This is a genomic window from Clostridioides sp. ZZV14-6345 (assembly GCF_020657775.1).
GTDB classification, from domain to species: Bacteria; Bacillota; Clostridia; order Peptostreptococcales; family Peptostreptococcaceae; genus Clostridioides; species Clostridioides difficile_D.
On sequence record NZ_JAGWCX010000036.1, the window covers coordinates 1 to 26874 of the forward strand.

At 28.7% G+C, this 26874-nt stretch carries 21 protein-coding genes; 19 read left to right on the plus strand and 2 right to left on the minus strand.

Annotation, left to right across the window (positions count from 1 at the left end; genetic code table 11):
* The 19 genes from KGF39_RS10975 to KGF39_RS11065 form a co-directional block, all read left to right on the plus strand.
* A partial coding sequence (locus KGF39_RS10975) for a DUF5009 domain-containing protein (RefSeq protein WP_227822334.1) occupies nt 1-1178 on the plus strand: 1178 nt, incomplete at its 5' end.
* A gap of 246 nt (nt 1179-1424) precedes the next feature.
* Nucleotides 1425-3449, plus strand: a complete 2025-nt coding sequence (locus KGF39_RS10980; RefSeq protein ID WP_227822335.1) for an N-acetylmuramoyl-L-alanine amidase — start codon at nt 1425-1427, stop codon at nt 3447-3449.
* 218 nt (nt 3450-3667) lie between these two features.
* Nucleotides 3668-4354, plus strand: coding sequence for a sugar transferase (locus KGF39_RS10985; RefSeq protein ID WP_079740152.1), 687 nt, complete (start codon nt 3668-3670; stop codon nt 4352-4354).
* A 95-nt stretch (nt 4355-4449) separates the two neighbouring features.
* The gene (locus tag KGF39_RS10990) at nt 4450-5505 is read left to right on the plus strand and encodes a cell wall-binding protein Cwp7 (protein ID WP_227822336.1); all 1056 of its coding nucleotides are present in this window, start codon (nt 4450-4452) and stop codon (nt 5503-5505) included.
* 115 nt (nt 5506-5620) lie between these two features.
* The gene (murJ, locus tag KGF39_RS10995) at nt 5621-7177 is read left to right on the plus strand and encodes a murein biosynthesis integral membrane protein MurJ (RefSeq protein ID WP_227822337.1); all 1557 of its coding nucleotides are present in this window, start codon (nt 5621-5623) and stop codon (nt 7175-7177) included.
* Nucleotides 7178-7222: 45 nt separating this feature from the next.
* A complete protein-coding gene (locus tag KGF39_RS11000) occupies nt 7223-8929 on the plus strand; it encodes a phospho-sugar mutase (protein WP_227822338.1) in 1707 nt (568 codons plus the stop codon).
* A gap of 21 nt (nt 8930-8950) precedes the next feature.
* Nucleotides 8951-10024, plus strand: coding sequence for a mannose-1-phosphate guanylyltransferase (locus tag KGF39_RS11005; protein ID WP_107594762.1), 1074 nt, complete (start codon nt 8951-8953; stop codon nt 10022-10024).
* 11 nt (nt 10025-10035) lie between these two features.
* Nucleotides 10036-10758 carry a glycosyltransferase gene (locus KGF39_RS11010; RefSeq protein ID WP_227822339.1) on the plus strand — a complete coding sequence of 241 codons (723 nt, stop codon included), beginning with the start codon at nt 10036-10038 and terminating at the stop codon, nt 10756-10758.
* A gap of 15 nt (nt 10759-10773) precedes the next feature.
* The gene (locus KGF39_RS11015; protein ID WP_107594763.1) at nt 10774-11931 is read left to right on the plus strand and encodes a polysaccharide polymerase; all 1158 of its coding nucleotides are present in this window, start codon (nt 10774-10776) and stop codon (nt 11929-11931) included.
* Between the two features lie 2 nt (nt 11932-11933).
* Nucleotides 11934-12773, plus strand: coding sequence for a glycosyltransferase family 2 protein (locus KGF39_RS11020; RefSeq protein ID WP_054274762.1), 840 nt, complete (start codon nt 11934-11936; stop codon nt 12771-12773).
* 14 nt (nt 12774-12787) lie between these two features.
* Nucleotides 12788-13963: a CDP-glycerol glycerophosphotransferase family protein gene (locus KGF39_RS11025; RefSeq protein ID WP_227822340.1), complete on the plus strand. Its 1176-nt coding sequence runs from the start codon at nt 12788-12790 to the stop codon at nt 13961-13963.
* 28 nt (nt 13964-13991) lie between these two features.
* Nucleotides 13992-14741: a glycosyltransferase family 2 protein gene (locus tag KGF39_RS11030; protein ID WP_054274760.1), complete on the plus strand. Its 750-nt coding sequence runs from the start codon at nt 13992-13994 to the stop codon at nt 14739-14741.
* A 21-nt stretch (nt 14742-14762) separates the two neighbouring features.
* Nucleotides 14763-15671 (plus strand): glycosyltransferase family 2 protein, encoded by a 909-nt coding sequence (locus KGF39_RS11035; protein WP_227822341.1) that lies wholly within the window; start codon nt 14763-14765, stop codon nt 15669-15671.
* Between the two features lie 47 nt (nt 15672-15718).
* On the plus strand, nt 15719-16471 hold the full coding sequence (locus tag KGF39_RS11040) for a glycosyltransferase family 2 protein (RefSeq protein ID WP_227822342.1): 753 nt from the start codon (nt 15719-15721) through the stop codon (nt 16469-16471).
* A gap of 26 nt (nt 16472-16497) precedes the next feature.
* Complete coding sequence (locus KGF39_RS11045; RefSeq protein WP_227822343.1) at nt 16498-17793, plus strand: UDP-glucose dehydrogenase family protein; 1296 nt, start codon at nt 16498-16500, stop codon at nt 17791-17793.
* Nucleotides 17794-17798: 5 nt separating this feature from the next.
* Nucleotides 17799-18890, plus strand: coding sequence for a glycosyltransferase (locus KGF39_RS11050; RefSeq protein ID WP_054274756.1), 1092 nt, complete (start codon nt 17799-17801; stop codon nt 18888-18890).
* A gap of 84 nt (nt 18891-18974) precedes the next feature.
* The gene (locus KGF39_RS11055; protein WP_227822344.1) at nt 18975-20888 is read left to right on the plus strand and encodes a nucleoside-diphosphate sugar epimerase/dehydratase; all 1914 of its coding nucleotides are present in this window, start codon (nt 18975-18977) and stop codon (nt 20886-20888) included.
* Between the two features lie 198 nt (nt 20889-21086).
* Nucleotides 21087-21794, plus strand: coding sequence for an NlpC/P60 family protein (locus KGF39_RS11060; RefSeq protein ID WP_227822345.1), 708 nt, complete (start codon nt 21087-21089; stop codon nt 21792-21794).
* Nucleotides 21795-22098: 304 nt separating this feature from the next.
* Nucleotides 22099-24210 (plus strand): cell wall-binding glycosyl-hydrolase Cwp19, encoded by a 2112-nt coding sequence (locus KGF39_RS11065; RefSeq protein WP_227822346.1) that lies wholly within the window; start codon nt 22099-22101, stop codon nt 24208-24210.
* Between the two features lie 198 nt (nt 24211-24408).
* Here the strand turns inward: KGF39_RS11065 and KGF39_RS11070 are convergent, their stop codons facing one another.
* Both KGF39_RS11070 and KGF39_RS11075 read right to left on the minus strand, forming a co-directional pair.
* Nucleotides 24409-25374: an LCP family protein gene (locus tag KGF39_RS11070; protein ID WP_227822347.1), complete on the minus strand. Its 966-nt coding sequence runs from the start codon at nt 25372-25374 to the stop codon at nt 24409-24411.
* Nucleotides 25375-25660: 286 nt separating this feature from the next.
* Nucleotides 25661-26617 (minus strand): LCP family protein, encoded by a 957-nt coding sequence (locus KGF39_RS11075; RefSeq protein ID WP_227822348.1) that lies wholly within the window; start codon nt 26615-26617, stop codon nt 25661-25663.
* Nucleotides 26618-26874 lie beyond the last annotated feature (257 nt).

A 26874-nucleotide genomic window follows, 5' to 3' on the forward strand; every position in this document is an offset into this window, starting at 1 on the left:
ATAGCAATAGCAATAGCAATAGCAATAGCAATAAAATTTCAAATAATAGTGTAGACTCTAAATTTGTGAATAGCAGAGTTAAATCAATAGATATAATAAGAGGGCTATCAATAGCCCTCATGATAGTTTGTAATAATCCTGGGACTTGGATGAGAATGTATCCTCAACTAAGACATGCTGTATGGCATGGTGTAACACTTGCAGATTTTGCATTTCCTTTTTTTGTTATATCCTTAGGTGTTACAATTCCAATATCAATAAATAGTAAACTAAAAAATAATAAATCTACATTAAGTATAATACTTAGTATATTCAAGAGAAGTATCTTATTGATATTATTTGGATTTTTCTTAAATTACCTAGGAAATCCTGATTTAAATACTGTAAGAATACTTGGAGTACTTCAACGTATGGGACTAGTCTATTTTGTGACTAGCTTAGTATACTTACTACTAAAAAAATTAAATGTTGGAAGTACTGTTACAATAATTACTTTCTTATGTATATCTGCATTTATAATAGTAGGATATTACATAGTAGCAAAACCTTATGGGTTTGAGTTAGAAGGTTCTCTTGCACAATTAGTGGATTTACATTTCTTTAAAGGTCATTTGTACAAGCCAGATTTTGAGCCAGATGGTTTTTTAACTAGTATAGTAGCAATTTCTTCAGGAATGTTGGGATGCACGATGGGATGTGTGCTTTTAAAAGAAAACATAGGAGAGTATAAAAAATTCTTTAAAATATTAGTTATGAGTATTATTTTACTAATAGGTGCTTTTATATTTAATCAGTATTTTCCATTTAATAAAAGATTATGGTCTAGCTCATTTGTACTTTTAATGGCTGGAAGTTATGGTATATTACTGTCAATATTTTATTTTATATGTGACATCAAAAATAAAAGTAAAATATTTACCCCAATAATAGCACTTGGAAGTAGCCCTATTTTTACATATATGTGTCTCGAGATATTAAGCCATGTTTTTTGGAACCTTCCAAAACTTACAAATAAAGTCGATTATCCAACTACCTTGGTAGAGTGGACTACATATGAACTTATAACTCCTTGGGCAGGTACAACTTGGGATTCTCTTGTATTTTCTTTATTGTATGTCCTATTCTGGGTTATAGTAATGTCTATTATGTATAAGAAAAAAATATTTATCAAAATTTAGTGCAATATTTTTAGACGCTAAAGTCTTTGTTTTGTTCAAATACACGGAAACTATCAAATATAATCAAAATTTCCCCTCGATAAAATTTAAAAACCATGCCATAAAAGATTACAAAAAGATTACAATTTGTAATCTTTTGTGTTATAATGAAAAAAGATTTACATAATATTGAATTTATGTAATATAAAACAAGCTTAAGATGTATTAAAAAAGATTTAAAGGTCCAAAAAATTTAGGGGGGATATGATGAAAAAAACAACAAAATTATTGGCAACAGGAATGTTGTCTATAGCAATGGTGGCACCAAACGTGGCTTTAGCAGCAGAAAATACTACTGCAAATACAGAATCTAACTCAGATATTAATATAAATTTACAAAGAAAAAGTGTAGTGTTAGGAAGTAAATCTAATGCAAGTGTAAAATTTAAAGAAAAATTAAATGCTGATTCAATAACATTAAATTTTATGTGTTATGATATGCCACTTGAAGCTACTTTAAATTATAATGAAAAGACAGATTCATATGAAGGTGTAATAAACTATAACAAAGACCCAGAATACTTAAATGTGTGGGAACTTCAAAGCATAAAAATAAATGGCAAAGATGAACAGAAAGTTTTAAACAAAGAAGACTTAGAGTCTATGGGATTAAATCTTAAGGATTATGATGTTACACAAGAGTTTATAATAAGTGATGCAAATTCAACAAAAGCAGTAAATGAATATATGAGAAAAACTTCTGCACCAGTAAAAAAACTTGCTGGCCCTACTAGATTTGAAACTGCTGTTGAGATAAGTAAACAAGGTTGGAAAGATGGGTCTAGTAAGGTTGTAATAGTTAATGGAGAATTAGCAGCAGATGGAATCACAGCTACTCCACTTGCATCTACATATGATGCACCAATATTACTTGCAAATAAAGATGATATACCAGAAAGTACAAAGGCAGAATTAAAACGTCTAAACCCAAGTGATGTAATAATCATAGGTGATGATGGTTCAGTTTCACAAAAGGCAGTATCTCAAATTAAATCTGCTGTAAATGTAAATATAACTCGTATTGGTGGGGTTGATAGACATGAAACATCTTTACTTATCGCAAAAGAAATAGATAAGTATCATGATGTTAATAAAATATACATAGCAAATGGATATGCTGGTGAATATGATGCTCTTAATATTTCACCAAAAGCTGGTGAAGACCAACAACCTATAATATTATCTAATAAAGATTCTGTACCACAAGGTACATATAATTGGTTATCTTCACAAGGTCTAGAAGAAGCTTATTATGTAGGTGGTAGTCAAAGTTTATCATCAAAAATCATAGACCAAATATCTAAAATAGCAAAAAATGGGACTTCAAAAAATAGAATTTCTGGAGCAGATAGACATGAAACAAATGCAAATGTAATCAAGACTTTCTATCCAGATAAAGAATTGAGTGCAATGTTAGTTGCAAAGTCTGATATAATAGTTGACTCAATAACAGCAGGACCTTTGGCAGCTAAATTAAAAGCTCCAATACTTATAACTCCAAAAACTTATGTTTCTGCATACCATAGCACAAACTTATCAGAAAAAACAGCAGGAACAGTATATCAAATTGGTGATGGAATGAAAGATAGCGTTATAAGTTCTATAGCATCTAGTTTATCAAAACACAATGCACCAACAGATCCAGACAATTCAGGTTCAGCAACAGGAAAAACTGTAGTGATAGACCCAGGTCATGGGGGTTCTGATTCAGGGGCAACAAGTGGGCTAAATGGTGGAGCACAAGAAAAGAAATATACTCTTAATACAGCACTAGCAACTACTGAATATTTACGTTCAAAAGGTATAAATGTTGTTATGACTAGAGATACAGATAAGACAATGGCTTTAGGAGAAAGAACAACATTATCAAATACTATAAAGCCAGATTTATTCACAAGTATACATTACAATGCATCTAATGGAGCTGGTAATGGTGTGGAAATTTATTACAAAGTAAAAGATAAGAATGGTGGAACAACTAAGACTGCAGCATCAAATATCTTAAAAAGAATACTAGAAAAATTTAACATGAAAAATAGAGGAATCAAGACAAGAACACTTGCTAATGGAAATGATTACCTATATGTGTTAAGAAATAATAATTATCCAGCAATACTTGTTGAATGTGCATTTATTGACAATAAGAGCGATATGGATAAGTTAAATACTACAGAAAAAGTAAAAACAATGGGAACTCAAATTGGAATAGGAATAGAAGATACAGTAAAATAAAATAAAAAATATTAAAGCAAAACATATCATCTCCTGTTATAATGTAAAATATAACAAGAGATGATATATTTTTGTAAAGAATCAAATTGTTTACAATGATGTTTCTTGTATTGATAATCTGCTCATTATTGAGTATAATATAGGAATAAGTCAAAAATAAGATAGAAATAAGTTGAAATTAAGAATTAAAAAATTTTTATTCCAATATGGAGGTAACTATGTCTGGATATACTAATGATGAGTGTGAAATACCTAAAATTAAAAGCTATCCAGGGGCAGATAAAGAAATTGCAAGTGAGATTGACTATAGCATAGTAAAAGGAACAGTTCTATTTGACTTGTACCAAAGAATTATGGATTTAGTTTTAGCTATAATAGGACTTGTGATAGGTTTACCTTTAATAGCAATATTTGGAATTCTTATTAAAATAGAGGACAAAGGACCAATAACTTATAAGCAAGAAAGACTAGGAAAATGCGGGAGAAGATTCTATATATATAAATTAAGATCTATGAGAACAGACGCAGAAAAATTTGGCGCACAATGGGCTGAAAAAGATGATCCTAGAATAACTAAGGTTGGAAAGTTTATTAGGAAAACTAGAATTGATGAGATTCCACAGCTGTTTAATATATTAAAGGGGGACATGGGCTTAATAGGCCCTAGACCAGAGAGACCAAACTTTACTGTTCAATTCAATGAGGAAATACCTGGATTTATCAACAGGCTTGCTATAAAACCTGGACTTACAGGTTGGGCACAAGTAAATGGTGGATACGAAATCACTCCTGAAGAAAAACTTAAAGAAGATATTTACTATATAAAAAATAGGAGTATATTACTTGACTTTAAGATACTCTTTAAAACTGTTAAAGTAGTATTGACAGGAGACGGAGCTAGATAATTTTAAAATATTAGATTACTAATCAATGAAAAAGCTCTTTAAAAAAGAGCTTTTTTATTGTCAAAAAATACAAAAAAGAAAAGGAATGAGAACTTATGATTAAAAAAATTTCTACTATATTATCGTTAGTTTTGTTAATCTCTATTTCTAGTACGATAGGAGTATTTGCAGATGCAAATCCTAAAAAAGAGTTGATAGAAGGAAGTATACCAGAGATTTCTGCAGAGTTAAATAGAAGAGTATTTAAGGATTCTAAAGAAGTAATTCTTGTAAATGAAGATTCAATTGTAGATAGTATAAGTGCAACACCTTTAGCATATGCAAAAAATGCTCCAATAGTTGTAACTAAGAGTAAAAATCTTGGTAGAGTAACAAGAAATTATCTAAAAGAACTAGCTCCAGAGAAAGTTACGATAATAGGTGGTTTAAAGGCAGTATCTAAAGATGCTGAACGTAATATAGAAAGAATGGGAATGAAAGTAGAAAGAATAAGAGGAAAAGACAGATATGATACATCTTTAAAGATAGCTAGAGAAATGTACAGAACAGTAGGATTTGATAAAGCATTTTTACTTAGCTCAACTACAGGATTAGAGAATGCCATATCTGTATATTCTTATGCAGCTAAAAGTGGAATGCCAATAATATGGGCTAAAGATGAAGGTTTTGAAGAACAAATTGATTTCTTAAAAGGTAAAAATCTTGAAAAAATATATGCATTGGGGGATTCAAAAGAATTTATTGCAGAGGTTGATTCTAACTTAAAGAATATAGAAGGTATAAAGCAAATAAATAAATCAAGTACAAATGTAGATTTAATAAAGAAGTTTTATGATGAAAAAGATATAAAGAAAATCTATACTGCTAGATTAGACTTTGGTAGTAGATCTGATGTAAACGAATATATTTCTTTGGGAGTAGTATCAGCAAAAGAAAATATGCCAATACTGATTTGTAGTGATAATTTAAGTCGTGCACAAGATAAATTCTTGAAAAATAGCAATATAAATGATGTAGTTGAAGTTGGATACACAGTAGGTAATTATAGTTTACTTAAGAGTATATTTAATCTAACATTCTTATCTTCTATAATATTAATACTATTATTACTATTGATTACATTTAGGGCATTTAGATATGAGTCGAAATAGTTTTTGATTTATAAAGGAAGCTTTTCATAGGTTAAATTTACTTAGTCAGAAGAATGTTTGTAAGCAGTTTTAAAAGTTCTACTTTTAGAGTTTAAATTAGATAAGGAGAAATAAAATGTCAAAAACAGCTAAAGCAGCATTGTGGATTATGGCAGCCACTATGTTTTCAAAAGTATTAGGTTTTCTTAGAGAACTTGTACTTGCAAATTTCTATGGGACAGGTATGTATGCAGACGTATTTGTATTAACATTAAATATACCTGGTTTAATCATAGCAGTCATAGGTTCTGCAATTGCTACAACTTATATACCTATGTACTTTGAGACAAAGAAAAGACTCGGAGATGAAGGTGCCTTAAAATTTACTAATAATGTTTTAAATATATGCTATATAATGGCTATAGTAATAGCTGTTATTGGGCTTTTATTTACAGAGCAATTTGTTACAGTATTTGCAGCAGGATTTAGAAATGACCCTGCTAAATTTCAAGCAGCGATATTATTTACTAAAATAATGATTTCAGGAGTTTTGTTCCTGAGTGGAAGTAAAATATTTAGTTCATTTTTACAGGTGAATGACAGTTTTGTAATTCCTGGGCTTATAGGAATTCCATATAATATTATAATAATAGCAGCAATAGCACTAAGTGCAGGTAAAAACATATGGATACTGCCAGCAGGAGCATTACTTGCTATGGCGAGTCAACTATTATTTCAACTTCCATTTGCATTTAAGAAGTCCTACAAGTATAAGCCATATATAAATTTAAAGGATGAGTCTATAAAAGAATTAGTCAACTTAGTATTGCCTATGTTAATAGGAGTAGCTGTGGGACAGTTAAATATATTTGTTGACAGATTATTGGCAACTACTTTGGGAGATGGGAAGCTGTCTGCCCTTAACTATGCAAATAGATTAAATGAGTTTGTTATGGCGTTATTTGTTACGTCTATAATAACAGTTATATATCCTAAGCTAGCAAAAATGTCAGGTAAAGATAACAAAGAAGGATTTATAAGTACTATTGTAAAATCATCAAATTGCATTATATTGGTGGTGCTTCCTATATCTGTAGGAGCTATTATATTAGCAGAACCTCTTGTTAGGATATTATTCCAAAGGGGTAAATTTGATGCGTTATCAACAGACCTTACATCTATAGCACTTAGATTGTATTCACTAGGCTTATTGGCTTGTGGAGTAAGAGATGTTTTATATAGGGCATTTTACTCTCTTTCAGACACAAAGACACCAATGATAAATGGAAGTATAGCTTTAGGAATAAATATAGTTCTTAATTTAATATTAATAAGACCACTGGGTCATGCAGGTATTGCTATATCAACTAGTACATCTAACATAATTACAGTTATATTATTATTTATATCTCTTAAAAAGAAAAATGGATATTTTGGAGGAGATAAAATTATAAAGACTGGTTTAAAAAGTTTGGTAGCATCAGGCGTAATGGCAGTAGTCACTTTATTGATATATAGTAATCTATATGTACTTATAGGTTCAGGAACAATTAAAGAAATTGTAGCAGTTGGAGTTGGGGTATTAGGTGGAGCCTCTGTATATACGATATTGATAGTTTTATTTAAGGTAGAAGAGATGGATTTAGCTTTTGAATTTTTAAGAAAAGGAAAACAAAAACTACTTAAAAGATAGACATTTACATTAAAAAATTAAAATAGAGTTAGAAAGGATGAAAATATGGATTATAAGAATAATTATGAAATGTGGTTAAATTCTCCTTATTTTGATGAACAAACGAAAAATGAGTTATTAGGAATAAAAGACGATGAAAAAGAAATACAAGATAGATTTTATAAGAATTTAGAGTTTGGAACAGGTGGATTAAGAGGTATAATAGGAGCGGGAACTAATAGAATCAATATTTATACTGTTAGACGTGCAACACTTGGAATTTCAAATTATATTATGAAGACTCAAGGTGAAGAAGGAAAGAAAAAGGGAATAGTTATAGCATATGATAGCAGATACATGTCGAGAGAATTTTGTATAGAAGTGGCAAAGACTTTAAGTGCTTATGGTGTAAAGGCTTATATTTTTAAAGAATTAAAGCCAACACCAGAACTTTCTTTTGCTATAAGATATTTAAAATGTGCTATGGGAATAGTAATAACAGCAAGTCATAACCCTAAGGAGTACAATGGGTACAAGGTATATGACTCAGACGGTGGTCAAATCTGTATAGATATGGCAAATGATATAATAGCAGAAGTTAATAAGATTGATGACTACAGTATTATTAAAACTTTAGATTTTGAAGAAGCTTTATCTAAAAATTTAATAACTATATTAGATAATGAAGTAGAGGATGAGTTTATAAAGGCTGTTAAGAAGCAAGTTTTAAGACAGAATATAATAGATGAGTATGGAAAAAAATTAAAAATAATATATACACCTATTCACGGGACAGGAAATAAGCCAGTGAGAAGAGTCTTAAATGAATGTGGCTTTGAAAATGTAACAGTGGTTAAAGAGCAAGAATTGCCAGATTCTAATTTTTCAACAGTTAAGTATCCTAACCCAGAAGAAAAGTCAGTATTTAATATAGCTATTGAAATGGCAAAGAGTAATGGTGCTGATTTGATAATAGGAACAGACCCTGATTGTGACAGAGTAGGTGTTGTTGTAAAAGATTCTAGTGGTGAGTATGTAGTATTAAATGGAAACCAGGTTGGCTCACTTTTAGTTAGATATATAGTAGAAGGCTTAGTCAAAGAAAATAAACTACCTAAAAATAATCCTACAATAATAAAAACTATAGTTACATCAGAACTAGGTGCCAGAATAGCAAAGGCTTATAATGTAGATTGTTTAAATACTTTAACAGGATTTAAATTTATAGGAGAAAAAATAAATTCTTTTGAAGAAAGTAATGATAGAAGCTTTATAATGGGATATGAGGAAAGCTATGGTTACTTAATTGGAACTCATGCTAGAGATAAAGATGGTGTTGTATCTTCACTTATGATATGTGAAATGGCAGCATACTATTCTTCAAAAGGTATGAACTTGTATGAAGCTTTGATAGATACATATAATAAATTTGGATACTACAAAGAAGATTTAAAGTCAGTGACTTTAAAAGGCATAGATGGAATAAAAAAAATAAAAGAGATGATGCTTTACTTTAGAAGTGTTAAAATAGATAATGTGGCTGATGTAAAAGTAGATAAGATTTTAGATTATAAAAATGGAGTAGATGATTTACCAAAATCAGATGTACTTAAATTTTTACTTGAAGATGGTTCTTGGATAGCTATAAGACCTTCAGGTACAGAACCTAAAATTAAATTTTACTTTGGAGCAAATTCAGACAACCAAGAAGATGTAGAATTTAAATTGAAAAATTTAATATCTTATATATTAAATGTAGTAGATTCTATATAAAAAGCTAAGGGGAGATAAACAATGAAAGTATATAATGTCATAATGGCTGGAGGAGGCGGGACTCGTTTCTGGCCACTTAGTAGACAAGAAGTACCTAAACAGCTTATAAATTTAAGTGGAGAAGATGCTTTAATAAACGAAACTATAAACAGAATAGATTCTCTAGCAAAAAAAGACGATTTATTTATAGTAACTAATGAGAAGCAATTGGAAGCTTTAAAGGATATAGTAAAAGATAAATGTTTAGATAGTAATATTTTGCCAGAACCATGTGCCAGAAATACGGCAGCAGCTATAGGCTTTGCAGCCTTTAACATAATGAAAAAATATGGTGATGGTGTTATGTGTGTATATCCAGCTGACCATTATATAAAAGATGAAAAAGAATTTAAATCTATTTTAGAAAAAGCTATCTATATAGCAGAAAATAATGATAAACTAGTAACTATTGGGATAACTCCTACATTTCCATCAACAGGATATGGATACATAAATTTTAATAGAGAAAATACAATAGAAAATGTTGCATATGAGGTAGTGGAGTTTGTAGAAAAGCCAAACTATGAGATTGCTAAAGAATATGTAAACTCTAAGAAATATGTATGGAATAGCGGAATGTTCGTATGGAAGGTATCTAAAATATTAGAAGATTTTAAGAGATACTTACCAAAAGTATATGAAAAATTAGAAGAGATAAGCAAATACTTAGGAACAAAAGAAGAAATAGAAAAAATAAAAGAAATATATCCAACAATACAATCAATCTCTATAGATTATGGTATTATGGAAAGAAGTAATGATGTTATAGTAGTTCCTGGCGATTTTGGGTGGAATGACGTTGGTTCTTGGGACTCTCTAGGTGCAATATATCCAACTGATGATGAAGGTAATATCAAAAGAGGTGAAAATATTACTATAGATACCAAAAACTCAATTATATATTCAGATGACAAATTAATATCGACAATAGGTATTAGTGATTTGATAGTAGTGTCTACGAATGATGCAGTTATGGTTTGTAGAAAAGATAAAGCTCAAGATGTCAAAAAGATAGTAGAGCAATTAAAAGAAGAAGATAGACAAGAATATATGTAGGAGGTGTTCATTTGATTCCTAAAAAAATACATTATGTATGGTTTGGTGGTCCAAAAGGCAATATAGAAAATATATGTATAAATTCTTGGAAAGAAAAGCTTCCAGAATATGAGATAGTAGAGTGGAATGAAAAAAACTTTGATATAGAGAAAGAAATAAAGGGAAATAAGTTTTTAGAAGAATGTTATAAAAGAAAACTTTGGGCATTTATATCGGACTATACAAGAATAAGAGTACTTTATGAACAAGGTGGAGTTTACATGGATACAGATATGCAGATATTAAAAGATATAACTCCTCTTTTAGACAATAATAGGCTTATATGTGGTTATGAAGATGATGGAGAATATATGAATGCAGCTATAATAGGTGTAGAAAAAGGACATCCTTTCTTTAAAGACTTATTAAATTACTATGAAAAAGAGGTTCTGAGTTCTTCTTTATTTACAATACCAAAGATTATGACTCATCTTATGGAAAAGAATTATAAAAAGATTGATAAAAATAATTATGAAGAAGGAATACGTGTTTACGATAAAGAATATTTTTATCCTTTTGGATTTAAAGAAGACTTTACACCAGAGTGTATTACAGCAAACACTTATGGGATACATTGGTGGGGAAAAAGTTGGGCTAAAAAGAGAAATTATTTCTTAGAAAGCAAACACTTAACAGGTGTAAATAAGATATGGAAGTGTTGTAAAATATTTGCAAGTAATACTTTACGAAGCTAAAAGGGAGAAAGTAAAATGAAGACTTTAAACGATGATAGAAATATTATGATTAGAAAATATCTTTATATATTTGTTTTGTTTATCATATTACTTAGAAAGTATATGATATCATTTATTGACCCAGATATGAATATAGGGATGATTAAATCAGCGTTATTTTATTCTTCAATAGGAATACTAATGCTACTTTTTTTATTTGATAAGAGAAAAAGTATAACAGAAATGGTGCTAGTTGGAGTTTGTGTCTTACTTTATTTATTAAATAGGGAAGGAGCTATATTATTAATCGTTTTATTAGCTGTATCAGCTAAACAAATAGATGATAAATTTATAGTTAAAAATTATTTAATAATATCTGCATGTTTTTTAATGGTAGCTATATTATTATTCAATTTATTTCCTTCATTAATATTTAATCAGGAAGTTCACTATAGATATATAGAAAAGATAGATATGCTTGTTACAAGAATGGATTTTGGACTTGGTAATCCAAATAGCGTATTTTATCATATGGTTACTATATATGCAGCATATATATTCTTAAGATATAAAGACTATAATAAATGGGATAGAATAATTTTATTTGGATCTGCATTTTTTGTTTATCAAACTACATATAGTAGAACTGGTTTTTTTACTATATTAGCAGGGTTGATATTTGTAGAAATAATAAGATTTATAGATATAAAAAAAATAAAAGGACTACCAATGCTTATAAAGACATTACCGATAATACTTATTTTATCTAGTGTAATTATTGGTACAGTGTTTGATAAAAGTACTGTATTAAATAGATTATTAGCAAGTAGACCTAAGTTCTGGAATGTATACTTAGCTGAAAAGGGGAATTTTCTGAAACCTTTTGGGAATTCATATAGTGCGGCTATAAAAGCAACTAATCCATTAGATAGTTCTTATGTATATATAATTAGTGTACTAGGAGTAATTGCTTGTATATTATTTATGTATTTGATGTATAAAGGAATAGAAAGCTTTATAGAAAAAGATAAAAAAGCGTATTTAGTGGCTTTATTTATATTTTTACTATACTCTTTTGCAGAAAATTTATTATTAGAAGCTTCATTTAGTTTTGCAATAGTATTACTAATAAAAGAAGTGATATTAAATGATAAAAGAGAGGTAGATTTGTGGAAAATGAAAAGTAGGAGGTAGTAATGTTAATATCATTAATAATGCCGACATTAAATAGATATGATGATATATACTTGCTTATGGACAGCTTAAAAAATCAAACTTACAAAAACTTTGAACTTATAGTAGTAGATCAAAATGATAATAACAAAGTTAAGGAGATAGTTGATAAATACATTGATAAGCTAGATATAAAGTATATAAAAAGTGATAAGCTAGGATTAAGCTATAACAGAAATATAGGCATAGATAATGCTAAAGGACAAATTATAGGTTTCCCTGATGATGATTGTGTTTACGAAAATGATACATTAGAAAAAGTTATAAATTTCTTTAATAAAAATAAAGATTATAAAATATATAGTTGCAAAACTATGGATGCAAATAAAATTGATGCTTTTAAGAAGATGTATGATGGAACTTGTGATATCACAAGTTCCAACGTTTTAGATACTATAACATCCATAACTTTTTTTATTAATTTTGAAGAGAATGAATATACAAGATTTGATGAAAAATTAGGTGTTGGTGGAGAGTTTGGCTCTGGCGAAGAGATAGATTATGTTTTAAACTTATTGAGTTTAGGTTTTAAAGGAAAATATTTTGGAAATGATATAATTTACCATCCTGCAAAAAAACATTCTAAATCTAAAGAAAAGTATCAAAAAGATTATAACTATGGAAGAGGTTTTGGAGCGCTTTGCAAAAAGGAAATAGTCTATAGAAAAAATTATAAGTTTATAAAGGTTATGGCATCAAAACTTGTAAGAAATATAGGAGGTCTTATATTGAGTTCTAATAGAGATTATCATAGTGCCACTATAAAGGGAAGAATTAATGGATTTAGACAGTATAAGTTATAATGAGGATGGTGTTTATGGACAAGGTTAAATTTTTAATAAATATGCTTTTGGCTTTTTTTATATATCCATTTAGTAAGCATAAGTTTAATGGTAGAAATATCTGGCTTATAGGTGGACATTCAGGAGATATATACAATGATAATTCAAAGTTCTTTTATGAGTATATGTTGAAAGAACATAATGATGTAGAAACTTATTGGGTAGTAAATAAAGACAGTAAAGTATTCGATAAAATTCCAGGCAAAAAATTAATAAGAGGAAGTGTAGAAAACTATCTATATTATTACAATTCAAAAGCAATAATATTTTCACATGCGCCATCAGCAGATATAGCACCATATAATTTTGCTGTACCTGTTCTTAATTATTTCCATAAAAAGACGATAAAAGTGTTTTTAAATCATGGGACTATAAGTTTTAAAAAGAGAAAACCAATGAATAAAAAATTCAAAAATATTATAGATAACTTATATAAAAGCTATAATATGGTTACAGCAAGTTCTGAGTTTGAAAGAAATGTTATGGTAAATGATTGGGGAATGTTAGATGACTCAGTTTATATAATTGGAAATGCAAGATATGACAATTTACCAACAAATGAAGTTGCACAAACACGAGATATATTATATACTCCTACATGGAGAGATTGGATAAAATTTAGTTCAGGAAAATTTACAGATACAGATTATTTTAAAAATATAATGAATTTCTTGAATGATGATAAGTTAAATAAAATTCTAGATGAAAAAGATATAAATGTAAAAATCTATATGCATCATCTTATGCATGAGTTTATAGATGATATAAAAGAAAATATAACAGGAAAACGAATTGTATTTTTAGATAAAGGGGTAACTCTAGCAAATGAAATTAGAAAATCAGCTGCAAATATAACTGATTATTCAAGTGTAGCCATAGACTTTTTATATATGAACAGACCTATATTGTTTTACCAATTTGACTTGGATGAATATATGCAAAAAGTTGACTCATATATAGATTTAAAAAGTGAAATGTTTGGGTCTTTGGCTTATAATAATGATGAAGCTGTGAATAAACTTATTGATATTATTGAGAATAATTTTGAGGTTATGGATAACCAAAAAAATGAAAGAAATAAGTTTTTCAGATATAATGACAATAAGAACTGCAAGAGGATATATGATTGTGTATTAAGTAAAATTAAATAAATATTTTATAAATGATGAGGAAGGTAATATGAAGAAGAATTTAGTATCTATAATTACTCCCATGTATAATTCTGAAAAATTTATTGAAGCAACCATAAAATCAGTATTAAACCAAACTTATCAAGAGTGGGAAATGTTAATTATTGATGATTGCTCAACAGATAATAGTCCTAATATAGTCAAATCTTATATGCAACAAGATAGTAGAATAAAATGTATAAAGACTGAGACTAATAAGGGTGTCTCTAATGCTAGAAATTTAGCACTAAGTAAGGCAACAGGACAATTTATAGCTTTTTTAGATAGTGATGACCAATGGAATAGTAGTAAGCTAGAAAAACAAGTAAACTTTATGTTAGAAAATGACTATGTAATCTCATTTACTTCATATGAACTAATGGATGAAAATGATAAGAAGTTAAACAAAGTAATAAAAGTTCCACCTAATGTAGATTATAGAAGATTATTGAAGGGAAATATTTTGGGATGTCTTACTGTTGTTATTGATAAGTCTAAACTGGATTTTGAAATCAAAATGAGTGGTGTAAGACATGAAGATTATGTCTTGTGGCTATCTATATTAAAAAGAGGACATATCGCCCATGGAATAAATGAAGTTTTAGCATTATATAGAAAATCTAGTAACTCACTAAGTGGTAATAAAATAAAAGCTGCTATGTGGACTTGGAATATATATAGAAATATAGAAAAAATACCTCTATACAAAGCTATATACTACTTTATTAATTATGGAATAAATGGAATCAAAAAAAGTTAGATAGAGAGGAAGATTTAATTAATGTATAAATATAAATTTACTGTATTTACTCCAACATATAATAGAGCTCATTTGCTTGAAAACCTGTATAATGATTTAAAAGCTCAAACATATGATTTCAATGATTTTGAATGGTTAATTGTTGATGATGGAAGTAGCGACAGTACTAAAGAATTAGTTGAAAAATTTATATCAGAAAATAAATTAAATATAAGATATATATACAAAGAAAATGGAGGAAAACATACTGCAATAAATCTAGGTGTAAAAAGTGCAGATGGAGAGCTATTTTTTATTGTAGATAGTGATGATGGTTTAATTAAAGATTCTCTTGAAATTGCTGATAATGAGTGGAATTCTGTAGAGAATAAAGAAGGATTTAGTGGAGTTGTTGGACTTTGTGTATATCCAAGCGGAGATTTGATAGGGACAAAAATGCCTGAAGATAAGAAAATATGTCACTTTGCAGACCTATATTTTAAGTATGGTGTTAAGGGAGATAAAAGTATAGTATTTGTAACTGATGAGCTTATAAAATTTCCTTTTCCAGAAAGAAAAGAAGTGAGATTTTTACCAGAAAGTGTAGTATGGAATGAAATGTCTAAATACTATAAAGTTAAATGTGTAAACAAACCTATGATAATAAGAGATTATTTGGATGATGGTTTGACTAAAAATATTTTAAATAAAAATGCATTGAAAGGTAGAGCATTAGAATTTTTATATTTAATAAATCAAAGTACATATCCATTAGATAGATATCCATATATGTGGATAAAAAATTACATAAATTTAGCCAGATATTCATTATTGTCTGATAGTCATTATTTTGGCGAAATAAATAAGATATCTGATAAATTATTGTATTTAGTATTGTTTCCATTAGGATATTATAAATATATTGGACAAAGAAAATTAGTATCTAAGTAAACTTGTTGGTATAGTACTGCTAGTTGCTATATAAGGAGAGTAAAAATATGAATGAGCCTTTAGTATCGATAATTACTCCTGTATATAATTCAGAAGAGTTTTTATCAGAGACGATAAAGTCAATCCAAAATCAAACTTATAAAAATTGGCAGCTTTTATTAGTGGATGATTGTTCTAAGGACAATTCAAGTGAAATTATAAAAAGTTTTCAAAAAGAAGATGCTAGAATAAAATATATAAAACTTGAAAAAAATTCTGGAGCTGCAGTATCTAGAAATGTTGGTATTAAAAATGCGGAAGGTAGATTTATCGCATTTGTAGATAGTGATGATTTATGGGATAGTAAAAAGTTAGAGATTCAGATAGAATATATGTTAAAAGGAAATATCGGATTTTCTTTTACATCTTATAGATATATGAGACAAGATGGAACAAAAACAAATAAAGTTGCAAGAGCACCTAAAAAGATTGACTATGAGGGATTGCTTAGAAATACTATAATAGGGTGTTCTACTGTAGTCATTGATAAGAATATCGTAGGTGAATTTAGCATGCCTTTAGTGAGAAGAGGACAAGATACTGCAACCTGGTTACAGTTACTTAAAAAGGAAAAATATGCATATGGAATTCCAGTAGATTTAGTGAATTATAGGCTAGTTGGAAATTCTATATCGAGCAACAAGATAAAAGCATTAAAACGAACTTGGAATACTTATAGAAATGTTGAAAATTTAAGTTTACCAAAAACCCTATATGTATTTTGTTTCTATGTTTTTAATGCCATTAAAAAAAGAGTATAAGTTTTATATACTTGGAGGTAAAAATAATGAAGATAGCTATAGCTGGGACTGGATATGTAGGGTTGGTTACAGGTGTTTGTCTAGCAGAGGTAGGTAATGAAAATGTAGTCTGTGTTGATGTAGATGAACAAAAAGTTAAATCAATGAAGCTTGGAATAGCTCCTATATATGAAGAAGGCCTAGAAGAACTTATGGTTAAAAATTACAATAGAGGAAGAATAGATTACACTACTGATTATAAAAAAGCTTATGAAGATGCAGATGTAATATTAATAGCTGTAGGTACTCCAGAGAGAAGTGATGGTTCAGCTAATTTAGATTATATAAAGGCTGTTGCAAAGCAAATAGCTGAAACTATAACAAAAGATACTCTAGTTGTAATAAAATCTACAGTACCAATTGGTACAAATGAAGAAATAGAATGTTATATAAATAAGAATTTAAAAAATGAGGTAAAAGTAGAACTTGCATCTAATCCAGAGTTTTTGTCACAAGGAACAGCAGTAAAAGATACTTTACATGCTTCAAGAATCGTTATAGGTGTAGAAAGTGAATGGGCTAGAGATATATTACATCAAATTTATGAACATTTTAATCAACCTATAATAGTTACAAATAGAAATAGTGCTGAAATGATAAAATACGCATCAAATAACTTCTTGGCACTTAAAATATCTTTTATGAATGATATTGCAAATCTTTGTGAAATAGCTGGGGCTAATGTAGAAGATGTAGCTTTAGGAATGAGTTATGATGATAGAATAGGAAGTAAGTTTTTAAAGGCGGGAATAGGATATGGTGGTTCTTGTTTTCCAAAAGATACAAAAGCTCTTCACTGGCTATCTGAACATAATGGATATGAATTAAAAACAGTAAAAGCTGCAATAGAAGTTAATGAAAGCCAAAAACTTAAATTAGTTAGAAAGGCATCTAAACTAGTAGAGAGTTTTCAAGATATGAAGGTTGCTGTTTTAGGTTTGACTTTTAAACCAGACACTGATGATATAAGAGAAGCTCCATCTATACCAAATATAAAATATTTGCTTGAAAGAGGAGCAAGAGTGACAGTATACGACCCAATTGGTGTGAGTAATACTAAGAAAATATTTGGTGATTCTATACTCTATGCTGATTCTGTAGATGATGCTATAGAAGATGCAGAGATATGTTTTATAATGACTGAATGGAAAAATGTATTAAATTATGATATACATAAGTATAAGGAAAAGATGAAAAATCCTTTAGTTCTTGATGGAAGAAACTGCTATAAAATTAAAGATATGGAAGAACTAGGGATTGAGTATTATTCGATAGGAAGGTAAATATTATGAAGACTGTTTGTTATTTAGCTGATGGGTCAAATCCTCATACTTTAAAATGGTGTAGTTTTTTTAAAAATAAAGGATATGACATTCATGTAATCTCTTTAAATGGAGGTCATATGGAAGGAATTAAGATTTATGATTTTGGTTCTAATGTAGAAGAACTAAAAAATGAAAACATTTCTAAAAAAACAGGATACTTAGGTTCAATAAGACAAATAAAGAAACTAGTAAATGAAATAAAGCCAGATATATTGCATGCACAATATGCAAGTAGTTATGGATTTATAGGTAGTCTACTTGGGTATCATCCATATATTATTTCTGTCTGGGGTACTGATATTTATGATTTCCCTAATAATGGTTTTATACAAAAACAAATTATAAAACATAATTTTAGAAAAGCAGACTATATTTTTTCAAATAGTAGAGATATGGCTAAAGAGGCTAATAAATATACAGCTAAGCATGTAGATGTAACTTTTTTTGGAGTAGATATGGATAGGTTTAAGCCTATGGAAGTAGAAAAAGAAGATGCTTTTGTAATAGGAATTATAAAGAGTCTAGAAAAAAAATATGGAATTGAATATTTAATACAAGCATTTAAGATGCTGAAAGATGAATATAAAGATAAGAAAATAATTCTTAAAATAGGCGGTTCTGGAAGTCAGATGGACAACCTAATAAATTTAACTAAAGAATTAGGTATAGAAGATGATGTTCAGTTCTTAGGAAGAATATCTCCAGATGATGTCAGTAAGACCTTCAATTCTTTTGATGTAACAGTATTTCCTTCTTTGAGAGAGGGATTTGGGGTGGCAGCTATAGAATCAGAGGCGTGTGAAGTACCTGTTATAGTTACAAATGTAGGTGGACATCCAGAATCTGTATGGGAAAATGAAACTGGATTAATTGTAGAACCAAAACAAGCAGAAGAAATAAAAAATGCTATAATAAAACTAATGGAGAATGATGAACTTAGAGTTAGTATGGGTAAAAAAGGTCGTCAGTTTGTTAGAGAAAATTATGAAGTTAATTTAAACTTTAATGATATAGAGAAAATTTATGATTCTATATTGGATAAATATAAAAAATAAAATTAAAAAATACAGCAAAAGATAGATGTTGTTGGCTATGCTTAGGTGCGTAGCTTTTGCTGTTTATATGGAGGGCTTCTAGTTATGCGAGAAAGTATAGATTTAGAGAAAGAAAGCTTTTTTAATAAGCTTTTTAAAAAATATAAATTTAGACAATTAACATTATTAATTCTAGATATTTGTAGCGTGCTAGTAGCATTTCGAATGTCTTTGAGTTTGACAGGTAATTTAAATGTATTTACTATTAATGATATAATAATTTCAGCTTGTATATATATTGTACTTCATATAGTGTCATTTAGATTGTTTAAGTGCTACAACACATTATGGAGATATGCAGGAGAAGAAGAAATTATATCTATTTTTATAGCAACTTTAGCTTATTTAATTCCAGTTTATATAATAAATAAATTATTAGGGTTTGATTATCCTATAATGTTTTATGTACTAAATACAATATTTATTATAATGTTTACAAGTGGTGCAAGAGTAGCCTATAGAGCTATAAGAATAGTGATGAATAAGACATATTTTAGGGGCAAGGTTTCAAATATCCTTATAATTGGGGCAGGAGATGCTGGAGAAATGGTTATACAGGAATTAAAGAGAAATCCAGAACTTAAAAAAGTAGCAGTGGCTATAATTGATGATGATGAAAATAAAATTGGAAGAATAATTCATAATGTAAAAATTGTAGGGACAACCTCAAATATAAAAGATGTAGTTGAAAAATATAATATAGATGAAATAATCTTTTCAATAGCAAATATAGAAAAGCTTAGAAAAAAAGAAATTATTGATATGTGTAAAAATACTAACTGTAAAATAAAGACAATACCAGGAATTTACGAAATTATAGATGGAAAAGTTGATATAAAACAGATTAGAGAGGTAGAAATAGAAGACTTGTTGGGTAGAGAGACTATAAAAACAAATCTAAGAGAGATAAGTAATTATATTGAAGGAAAAGTAATTTTAGTAACTGGAGGAGGAGGCTCAATTGGCTCAGAGCTTTGTAGACAGATTGCAGGATTTAGTCCTAAAGAACTTATTATAGTTGATAATTATGAAAACAATGCTTATTCAATACAACAAGAATTGCTTAGGAAATATAGAAATAAATTAGATTTAAAGACAGTAATAGCATCAATAAGAGAAGAAAAAAGAATGGATGAAATTTTTAACAAATACAGACCAGAAGTAGTATTCCATGCGGCAGCTCATAAACATGTTCCTCTTATGGAGTCAAGCCCTGGTGAGGCTATAAAGAATAATGTATTTGGGACTTTAAATATAGCTGGACTGTCTTCAAAATATAGAGCTAAAAAATTTGTTCTTATATCTACAGATAAGGCTGTAAACCCTACTAATATAATGGGAGCTACTAAAAGGGCAGCCGAAATGATTATACAGACAATGAATGATGAGAGTCAGACTGAATTTGTTGCAGTTAGGTTTGGAAATGTACTTGGAAGTAATGGAAGTGTAATTCCACTTTTTAAGAAGCAAATTGAAGATGGTGGACCAGTGACAGTTACTCATCCAGATATCATTAGATATTTTATGACAATACCAGAGGCTGTAGGGCTTGTTATACAGGCTGGGGCTATGGCTAAAGGTGGAGAAATATTTGTGCTTGATATGGGAGAGCCTGTAAAAATATTAGATTTAGCAAAAAATTTAATAAAATTCAGTGGATTTGAACCAGATGTTGATATAAAAATTGAATTTTCTGGTCTTAGACCAGGTGAAAAATTGTATGAAGAACTTCTTATGTCAGAAGAAGGTTTGTTGGATACAGAGCATAAAAAGATTTTTATTGGTAGACCAATAGATGTTGATAGAGAAAAAATAACAAAATACTTAAAACTTTTAAAAGAAATTACTAACAATGAAGAAATTGAAAAAATAGATGATGTTATGAGAAAATTAGTACCAACTTACATTAAACCAGAAGATGCTAATATCAAGGAAATTGTAATAACTAAAGAAAAGTAGAATATATTTCTAAATTGTAACCAGGGGGAGCAAAAATAAACAATAAAATATGAAAAAGAAACAAAAGATTACAAAAAGATTACAAAAAGATTACAAAAAAGGTTGCAATTTATTTTGATGTAAGTTAGAATGTTAATTAGGAATTGGAAACAAAGGAACAAAATGTTAAATTTTCGAAAGGATTAGGTATTTGAGATTATGATGAATATAAAAAATAAAAAACATATATTGAAAAAATTTATAGCTATGGTGTTAATAGCAGGAGTTGTCACAGTAGAAGCAGGAGCAATAACAGCTAGTGCAGCAGAGCTAACTAATTCACCTATGAGTGCAACAGTAGACCAGTGTGATTTTTTAAATGTAAGAAGTGGAGCTAATGCAAATGATGCAGTAGTAGGAAAGATAAACACAGGAGACAAAGTTGAAGTTTTAGAATTACATTCAAATGGATGGATTAAAATAAAAACTGTTGACAATGTTACAGGATGGGTAAATGGAGACTATTTAACTATTCAAGGTGGAAATGTAGACGCAAAGGTACAAAAAGTTTTAAACTTAGCATTTAAGCAACAAGGTAAGCCATATAGATGGGGAGCAACTGGACCAAACTCTTTTGATTGTTCTGGATTCACTTCTTATGTTTATAAAAATGGAGCAGGAGTTAATTTACCAAGAGTATCAAGATCACAAGCAACAGTAGGAAAGAAAGTATCTAGAGCAGAATTAAAACCAGGAGATTTAGTTTTCTTTGGTTCAGGTGGTTCAATAAATCATGTTGGGTTGTATGTAGGGAATTCTAAATTCATACATTCACCACAAACAGGAGATGTAGTAAAAGTTACTAGCATGGCTCCAGGAACTAATTATGCAAGAAGACTTATAACTGCTACACGTGTTTTACAATAATAATAGATATTGATTTACATAGGATTGAATATTAACATTGAGTATGTATAATTACATTTAATGTTTTACATAGAGCTTTAAGAATTTAGTAATATTAAAATAATGATGAACGTTATAAAAACAGCAAAGAATATAAATTTCTTTGCTGTTTTTTTTATAATAAATTATTTCGTATTATAATCAAATATTAAATATAAATATTAAATAAATTATTCAATATTTGACAGATAATATGAATTTTAGATATACTTAGTAAGGAGTATATTGTAGAAAAAAATAAATTTTAGAAATTAAGGGGGATGAAATGAAAAAAATAAGTATATTAGTATTATCATTGATAATGACACTTACAATGTGTAGTGTTAGTTCATTTGCTGATTCATCAAATGATAAGGAAATGAGAGCTGCTTGGATATCTACAGTTTATAATATAGACTGGCCTAAGACTAAAAATAATGAAGCCAAGCAAAAAAAGGAATACACAGATTTATTGGACAAATTAAAAAGTGTAGGAATAAATACAGCAGTGGTTCAAGTAAGACCAAAATCAGATGCTTTATATAAATCAAATATAAACCCATGGTCTGAATATCTTACAGGTACACAAGGTAAGAACCCTGGATATGACCCATTACCATTTTTAATAGAAGAAGCACATAAAAGAGGAATGGAATTCCATGCATGGTTTAATCCATATAGAATAACTATGGCAGATGAGAGCATAGATAAATTGCCAGCAAACCATCCAGCAAAGAAAAATCCAAGTTGGGTAGTTAAACATGGAAATAAGTATTACTATGACCCAGGTTTACCAGAAGTTAGAAAGTACATAGTGGATAGTATAGCAGAGGTAGTTCAAAATTATGATATAGATGGAGTTCATTTTGATGATTATTTCTATCCAGGAGTAAGCTTCAACGATACTGCTACATATCAAAAATATGGAAATGGACAAAATAAAGACAATTGGAGAAGAGAAAATGTAAATACTTTACTTAGAGATGTAAAAGCGTCTATAAAGAGTATAAAGCCTAATGTTGTATTTGGTGTAAGCCCAGCAGGTATATGGAGAAATAAGAGTAGTGACCCAACAGGTTCAGACACATCAGGCAATGAAAGTTATGTAGGTACATATGCAGATACAAGAGCATGGATAAAACAAGGATTAGTTGATTATGTAGTTCCACAACTTTACTGGCCAATTGGTCTTAAAGCAGCAGATTATTCTAAGTTAGTGGCATGGTGGGCCAATGAAGTAAAAGGAACAAATGTAGACTTATACATAGGACAAGGTATATATAAGCAAGGCCAATCAAGTTATGGTGGACAAAATATAGCGAAAGAAATAGTAAAACAAGTAACATTAAATAGAAAGTATAGTGAAATAAAAGGTAGTATGTATTTCTCAGCTAAAGATATAGCAAATAGCACTTCTATACAAAATGATTTAAAGAGTTTATATTCTAGTAGTGAAGAACCAGTTACTCCACCATCTAATGTTAAAGTGGAGAAATTAAGAGGTGCTGAAAGATATGACACAGCAGTAGCAATAAGTAAAAAAGGTTGGGCTAAAAATTCAGATACAGTAGTACTAGTAAATGGATACTCTATAGTTGATGGTATAACATCAACACCACTTGCTACAGCAAATGATGCCCCTATACTATTAGTAAATAAAGATAATATACCAACATCTACTAAGAATGAGATAAAAAGACTTAATCCAAGTAAAGTTATTCTAATTGGAGGAAATAACTCTATTGGAGATAAAGTTGAAAGTGAGATAAAAGACACCCTATCAGATGTATTAATAAATAGAGTGGGTGGTTCAGATAGATATAGTACATCTCTAATGATAGCAAAAGAATTAACAAAAACTAATCCAGTAGAAAAACTATATATAACAAGTGGTACAGGTGAAGCGGATTCTCTTTCTATAGCTTCAAAAGCAGGAGAAGAAAAGCAACCAATCGTACTAGTATCAAAAGATAATGTAAGCGATGAAGTTTATAATTGGATATCAGACTTAAAAGTAAAAGATGCTTATTTTATAGGTGGTAACCTAAGTATATTTGATTCAGTAATAAATAAATTAGATAAGGTTATTACAAATGATGTATCTAAAAATAGAATAGCTGGAGAAAATAGGGAAGAAACAAATGGAAAGGTAATACAAAAATTCTATCCAAATGCTGAATATCCATCAATGTTTGTTAGTAAAAGTAACCAGTTAGTAGATGCATTAACATCAGGTCCTTTAGCAGCTAAATTAAAATCACCAGTAGTTATGCTTGGAAATAGTGTAACATCTGCTCAGAAAACTGCTTTAGAGCCTAAGAAAACGACTCTAGTATATGAAGCTGGAGATGGCATAAATCAAACTGCATTAAACATTTTCTTAAACTTAGTTAAGTAATAAAAAAAGTTAGTTTAAGATATAAAATATTTTATAAATGTAGAGTAAAATGAGAATTATCGAGATAAATTAGTAAATAAAAAAGAACTATATGCATTTTATAATCAAGTGTACATGATAGCTTGAAAATAATTATGCAATATAGTTCTTTTTTTAGTAATTAATCTTATACTTTACAACAAATCTTATGTTAAATTTTTATTGTTTAAATTCTATGTCATTAAATATAAAATCATGTAATATGTCTAAAGTTTCTGGGTCAAATCTAAGAACCCATCCAGCTTTTCCATATATACCACCTGTACTATGAATTTCATCATCAATAGGGAATTCAAATTGCTTAATATTTAAGTCACCCATTTTTAAAACTTGAGCTCCTAGAGAAAGTATTGCATTAGGTTTCATGTTAGTTTTAACATATGGAAGAACCGCATCTAATAAACCTGGATATTTAGTAACAGGTAAAGTTTCTGTTTTCTTGATTATAGCTTGTATAATCTGTCTCTGTCTGCCATCTCTAGCAAAGGCTGTATCGTTATGTCTAATACGTGCAAAAGATAGTGCTTGATATCCATTTAAAGTTTGCTTTCCAGATTTTCTAATGTATTGTATGCTACCTTTATCATTACTTTTATTCCAGCCATAAGTTTCAGGAATAAATTTATTTAATTCGCGTATTTCTCCTTTTTCAATGGTAACTTCAACACCACCAATAGCATCAATTATATACATAAATGATTCGAAATTAACACAAGCATAATTTTGAATATCAATATTAAAGTTCTCTTCAATTGTTTGTATTAATAAATCAGCTTGTCCATAAGCATAAGCATGAGTAAGTTTTTGTTTACCATGATCAGGGATGTCTACATAGCTATCACGAGCTAATGATGTAAGTTTGATATCATTGTGTTTGTTATCAATAGTAAGTATCATCATAGCATCTGACCTTGAAGAATCTTCATTTGGTCTAGCATCTGTTCCCATAAGTAATATGTTAATTATCCCATCTTCATTTTTATGGTCATTGTTATCTAATAAATCACTACTTATGCTAGAGTCATGAATAGCAGACAATTTATAATAAAAATATCCATATACGCTTATAGGGAATATTACTACCAAGAAAGCCATTAGTATAACAAATTTCTTTAATTTTGACAAAAGTACCCCTTCTTTCTTCTTTTTCCTGTATATTTTTTAATAGCATACACTTAATTATATTAAAGTATTGAGATATATTCAATACTTGTTTCAGTTACAAAAAAGACAATGATATAATTTATAAGAAAATTTATCAATTTATATATACAATTAAAAGTATATATAATATATTTTTTTAAAAATTTATATTTTAAAATAAAAACATACCCTATAACTGCAAAGTAATTTGCCTTTGATAAGGTATGTTTTTATTTTAAAATTGTTAGTTTATTTTGTTTTAGAACACTTAATCTTCAACTATAATATCTTTAAATATGAAATCATGCATTGCATCTAATTCATATTCACCAAAAGGAATTACATAGCCCGCATCACCTATTTTTCTACCATTTTCAGTAGAAAGAGGGAATTCCATGGATTTCAAATCTAAATTTCCTATGCTTACAAGCTCTTTTCCTAAAGCTATTATTTCATTAGGATTCATATTAGTTTTTACATATGGAAGTATTGTATTAACTAGATTAGGATATTTAGTAACTGGTAAATCTTTAACACCATTTATTAAACTTTGTATAACACTTCTTTGTCTTCTATCTCTTTCGTCTGTACTGTCGTTTTTTCTTATACGAGAAAAAGCAAGTGTTTGGTATCCATTTAATTTTTGTTCACCTGAATTTCTTATATATTTAAGAGAACCTTTATCAGTATTTTTATTCCATTTATAAGTTTCAGGTATAAATTTATTTAATTCTCTTATTTCACTCTTATTAACAGTAACAGTAACTCCACCTAGAGCATCAACTATATCCATAAAAGAGAAAAAGTCAACTACAGCGTAATTTTGTATATCAAGCTGGAAGTTTTCTTCTATAGTTTCTATTAATAAGTTAGCTTGTCCATATACATAAGCATGTGTTAATTTTTGTTCCCCATGTCCTGGTATATTAACATAAGTATCTCTATTTAATGAAGTTAATTTAAGACTTTTATTTTTATTATCAATAGTTAGTATCATCATGGCATCAGAACGAGAAACTTCTTCTCCTGGTCTTGCATCTGTACCTAACAATAATATATTTGTGATATTTTCTTCGTTTTTATAGTCATTACTACTAAGCGCCTCTGTATTTATACTATCATCTTGAATAGTTTTTAATTTAGTAAAAACATATCCATATATGCTAACAGGAAATGCTATAACTAAAAGGGCTAGAAATATAACGAACTTTTTGAGTCCTGACAATAATATCCCCCACTTTCTAAATTTTTTAATTACACATAGTTAATTATATTAAAAAATTGTTACATAAGCAATAAAAAACACAATAAATTAGCATAAGTTTGTCATAATATAATTATTTTTATAATATTTCATAGAAGAAAGTGTGTAGTTATTGTTAATTTTCTTGGAATATAATTATAGGAAAATTTAAATTTTTATAAATTGATGTATATATTGAAAAAAATATTTTCCTGAATGTAGTTATAGTATCTTATAAA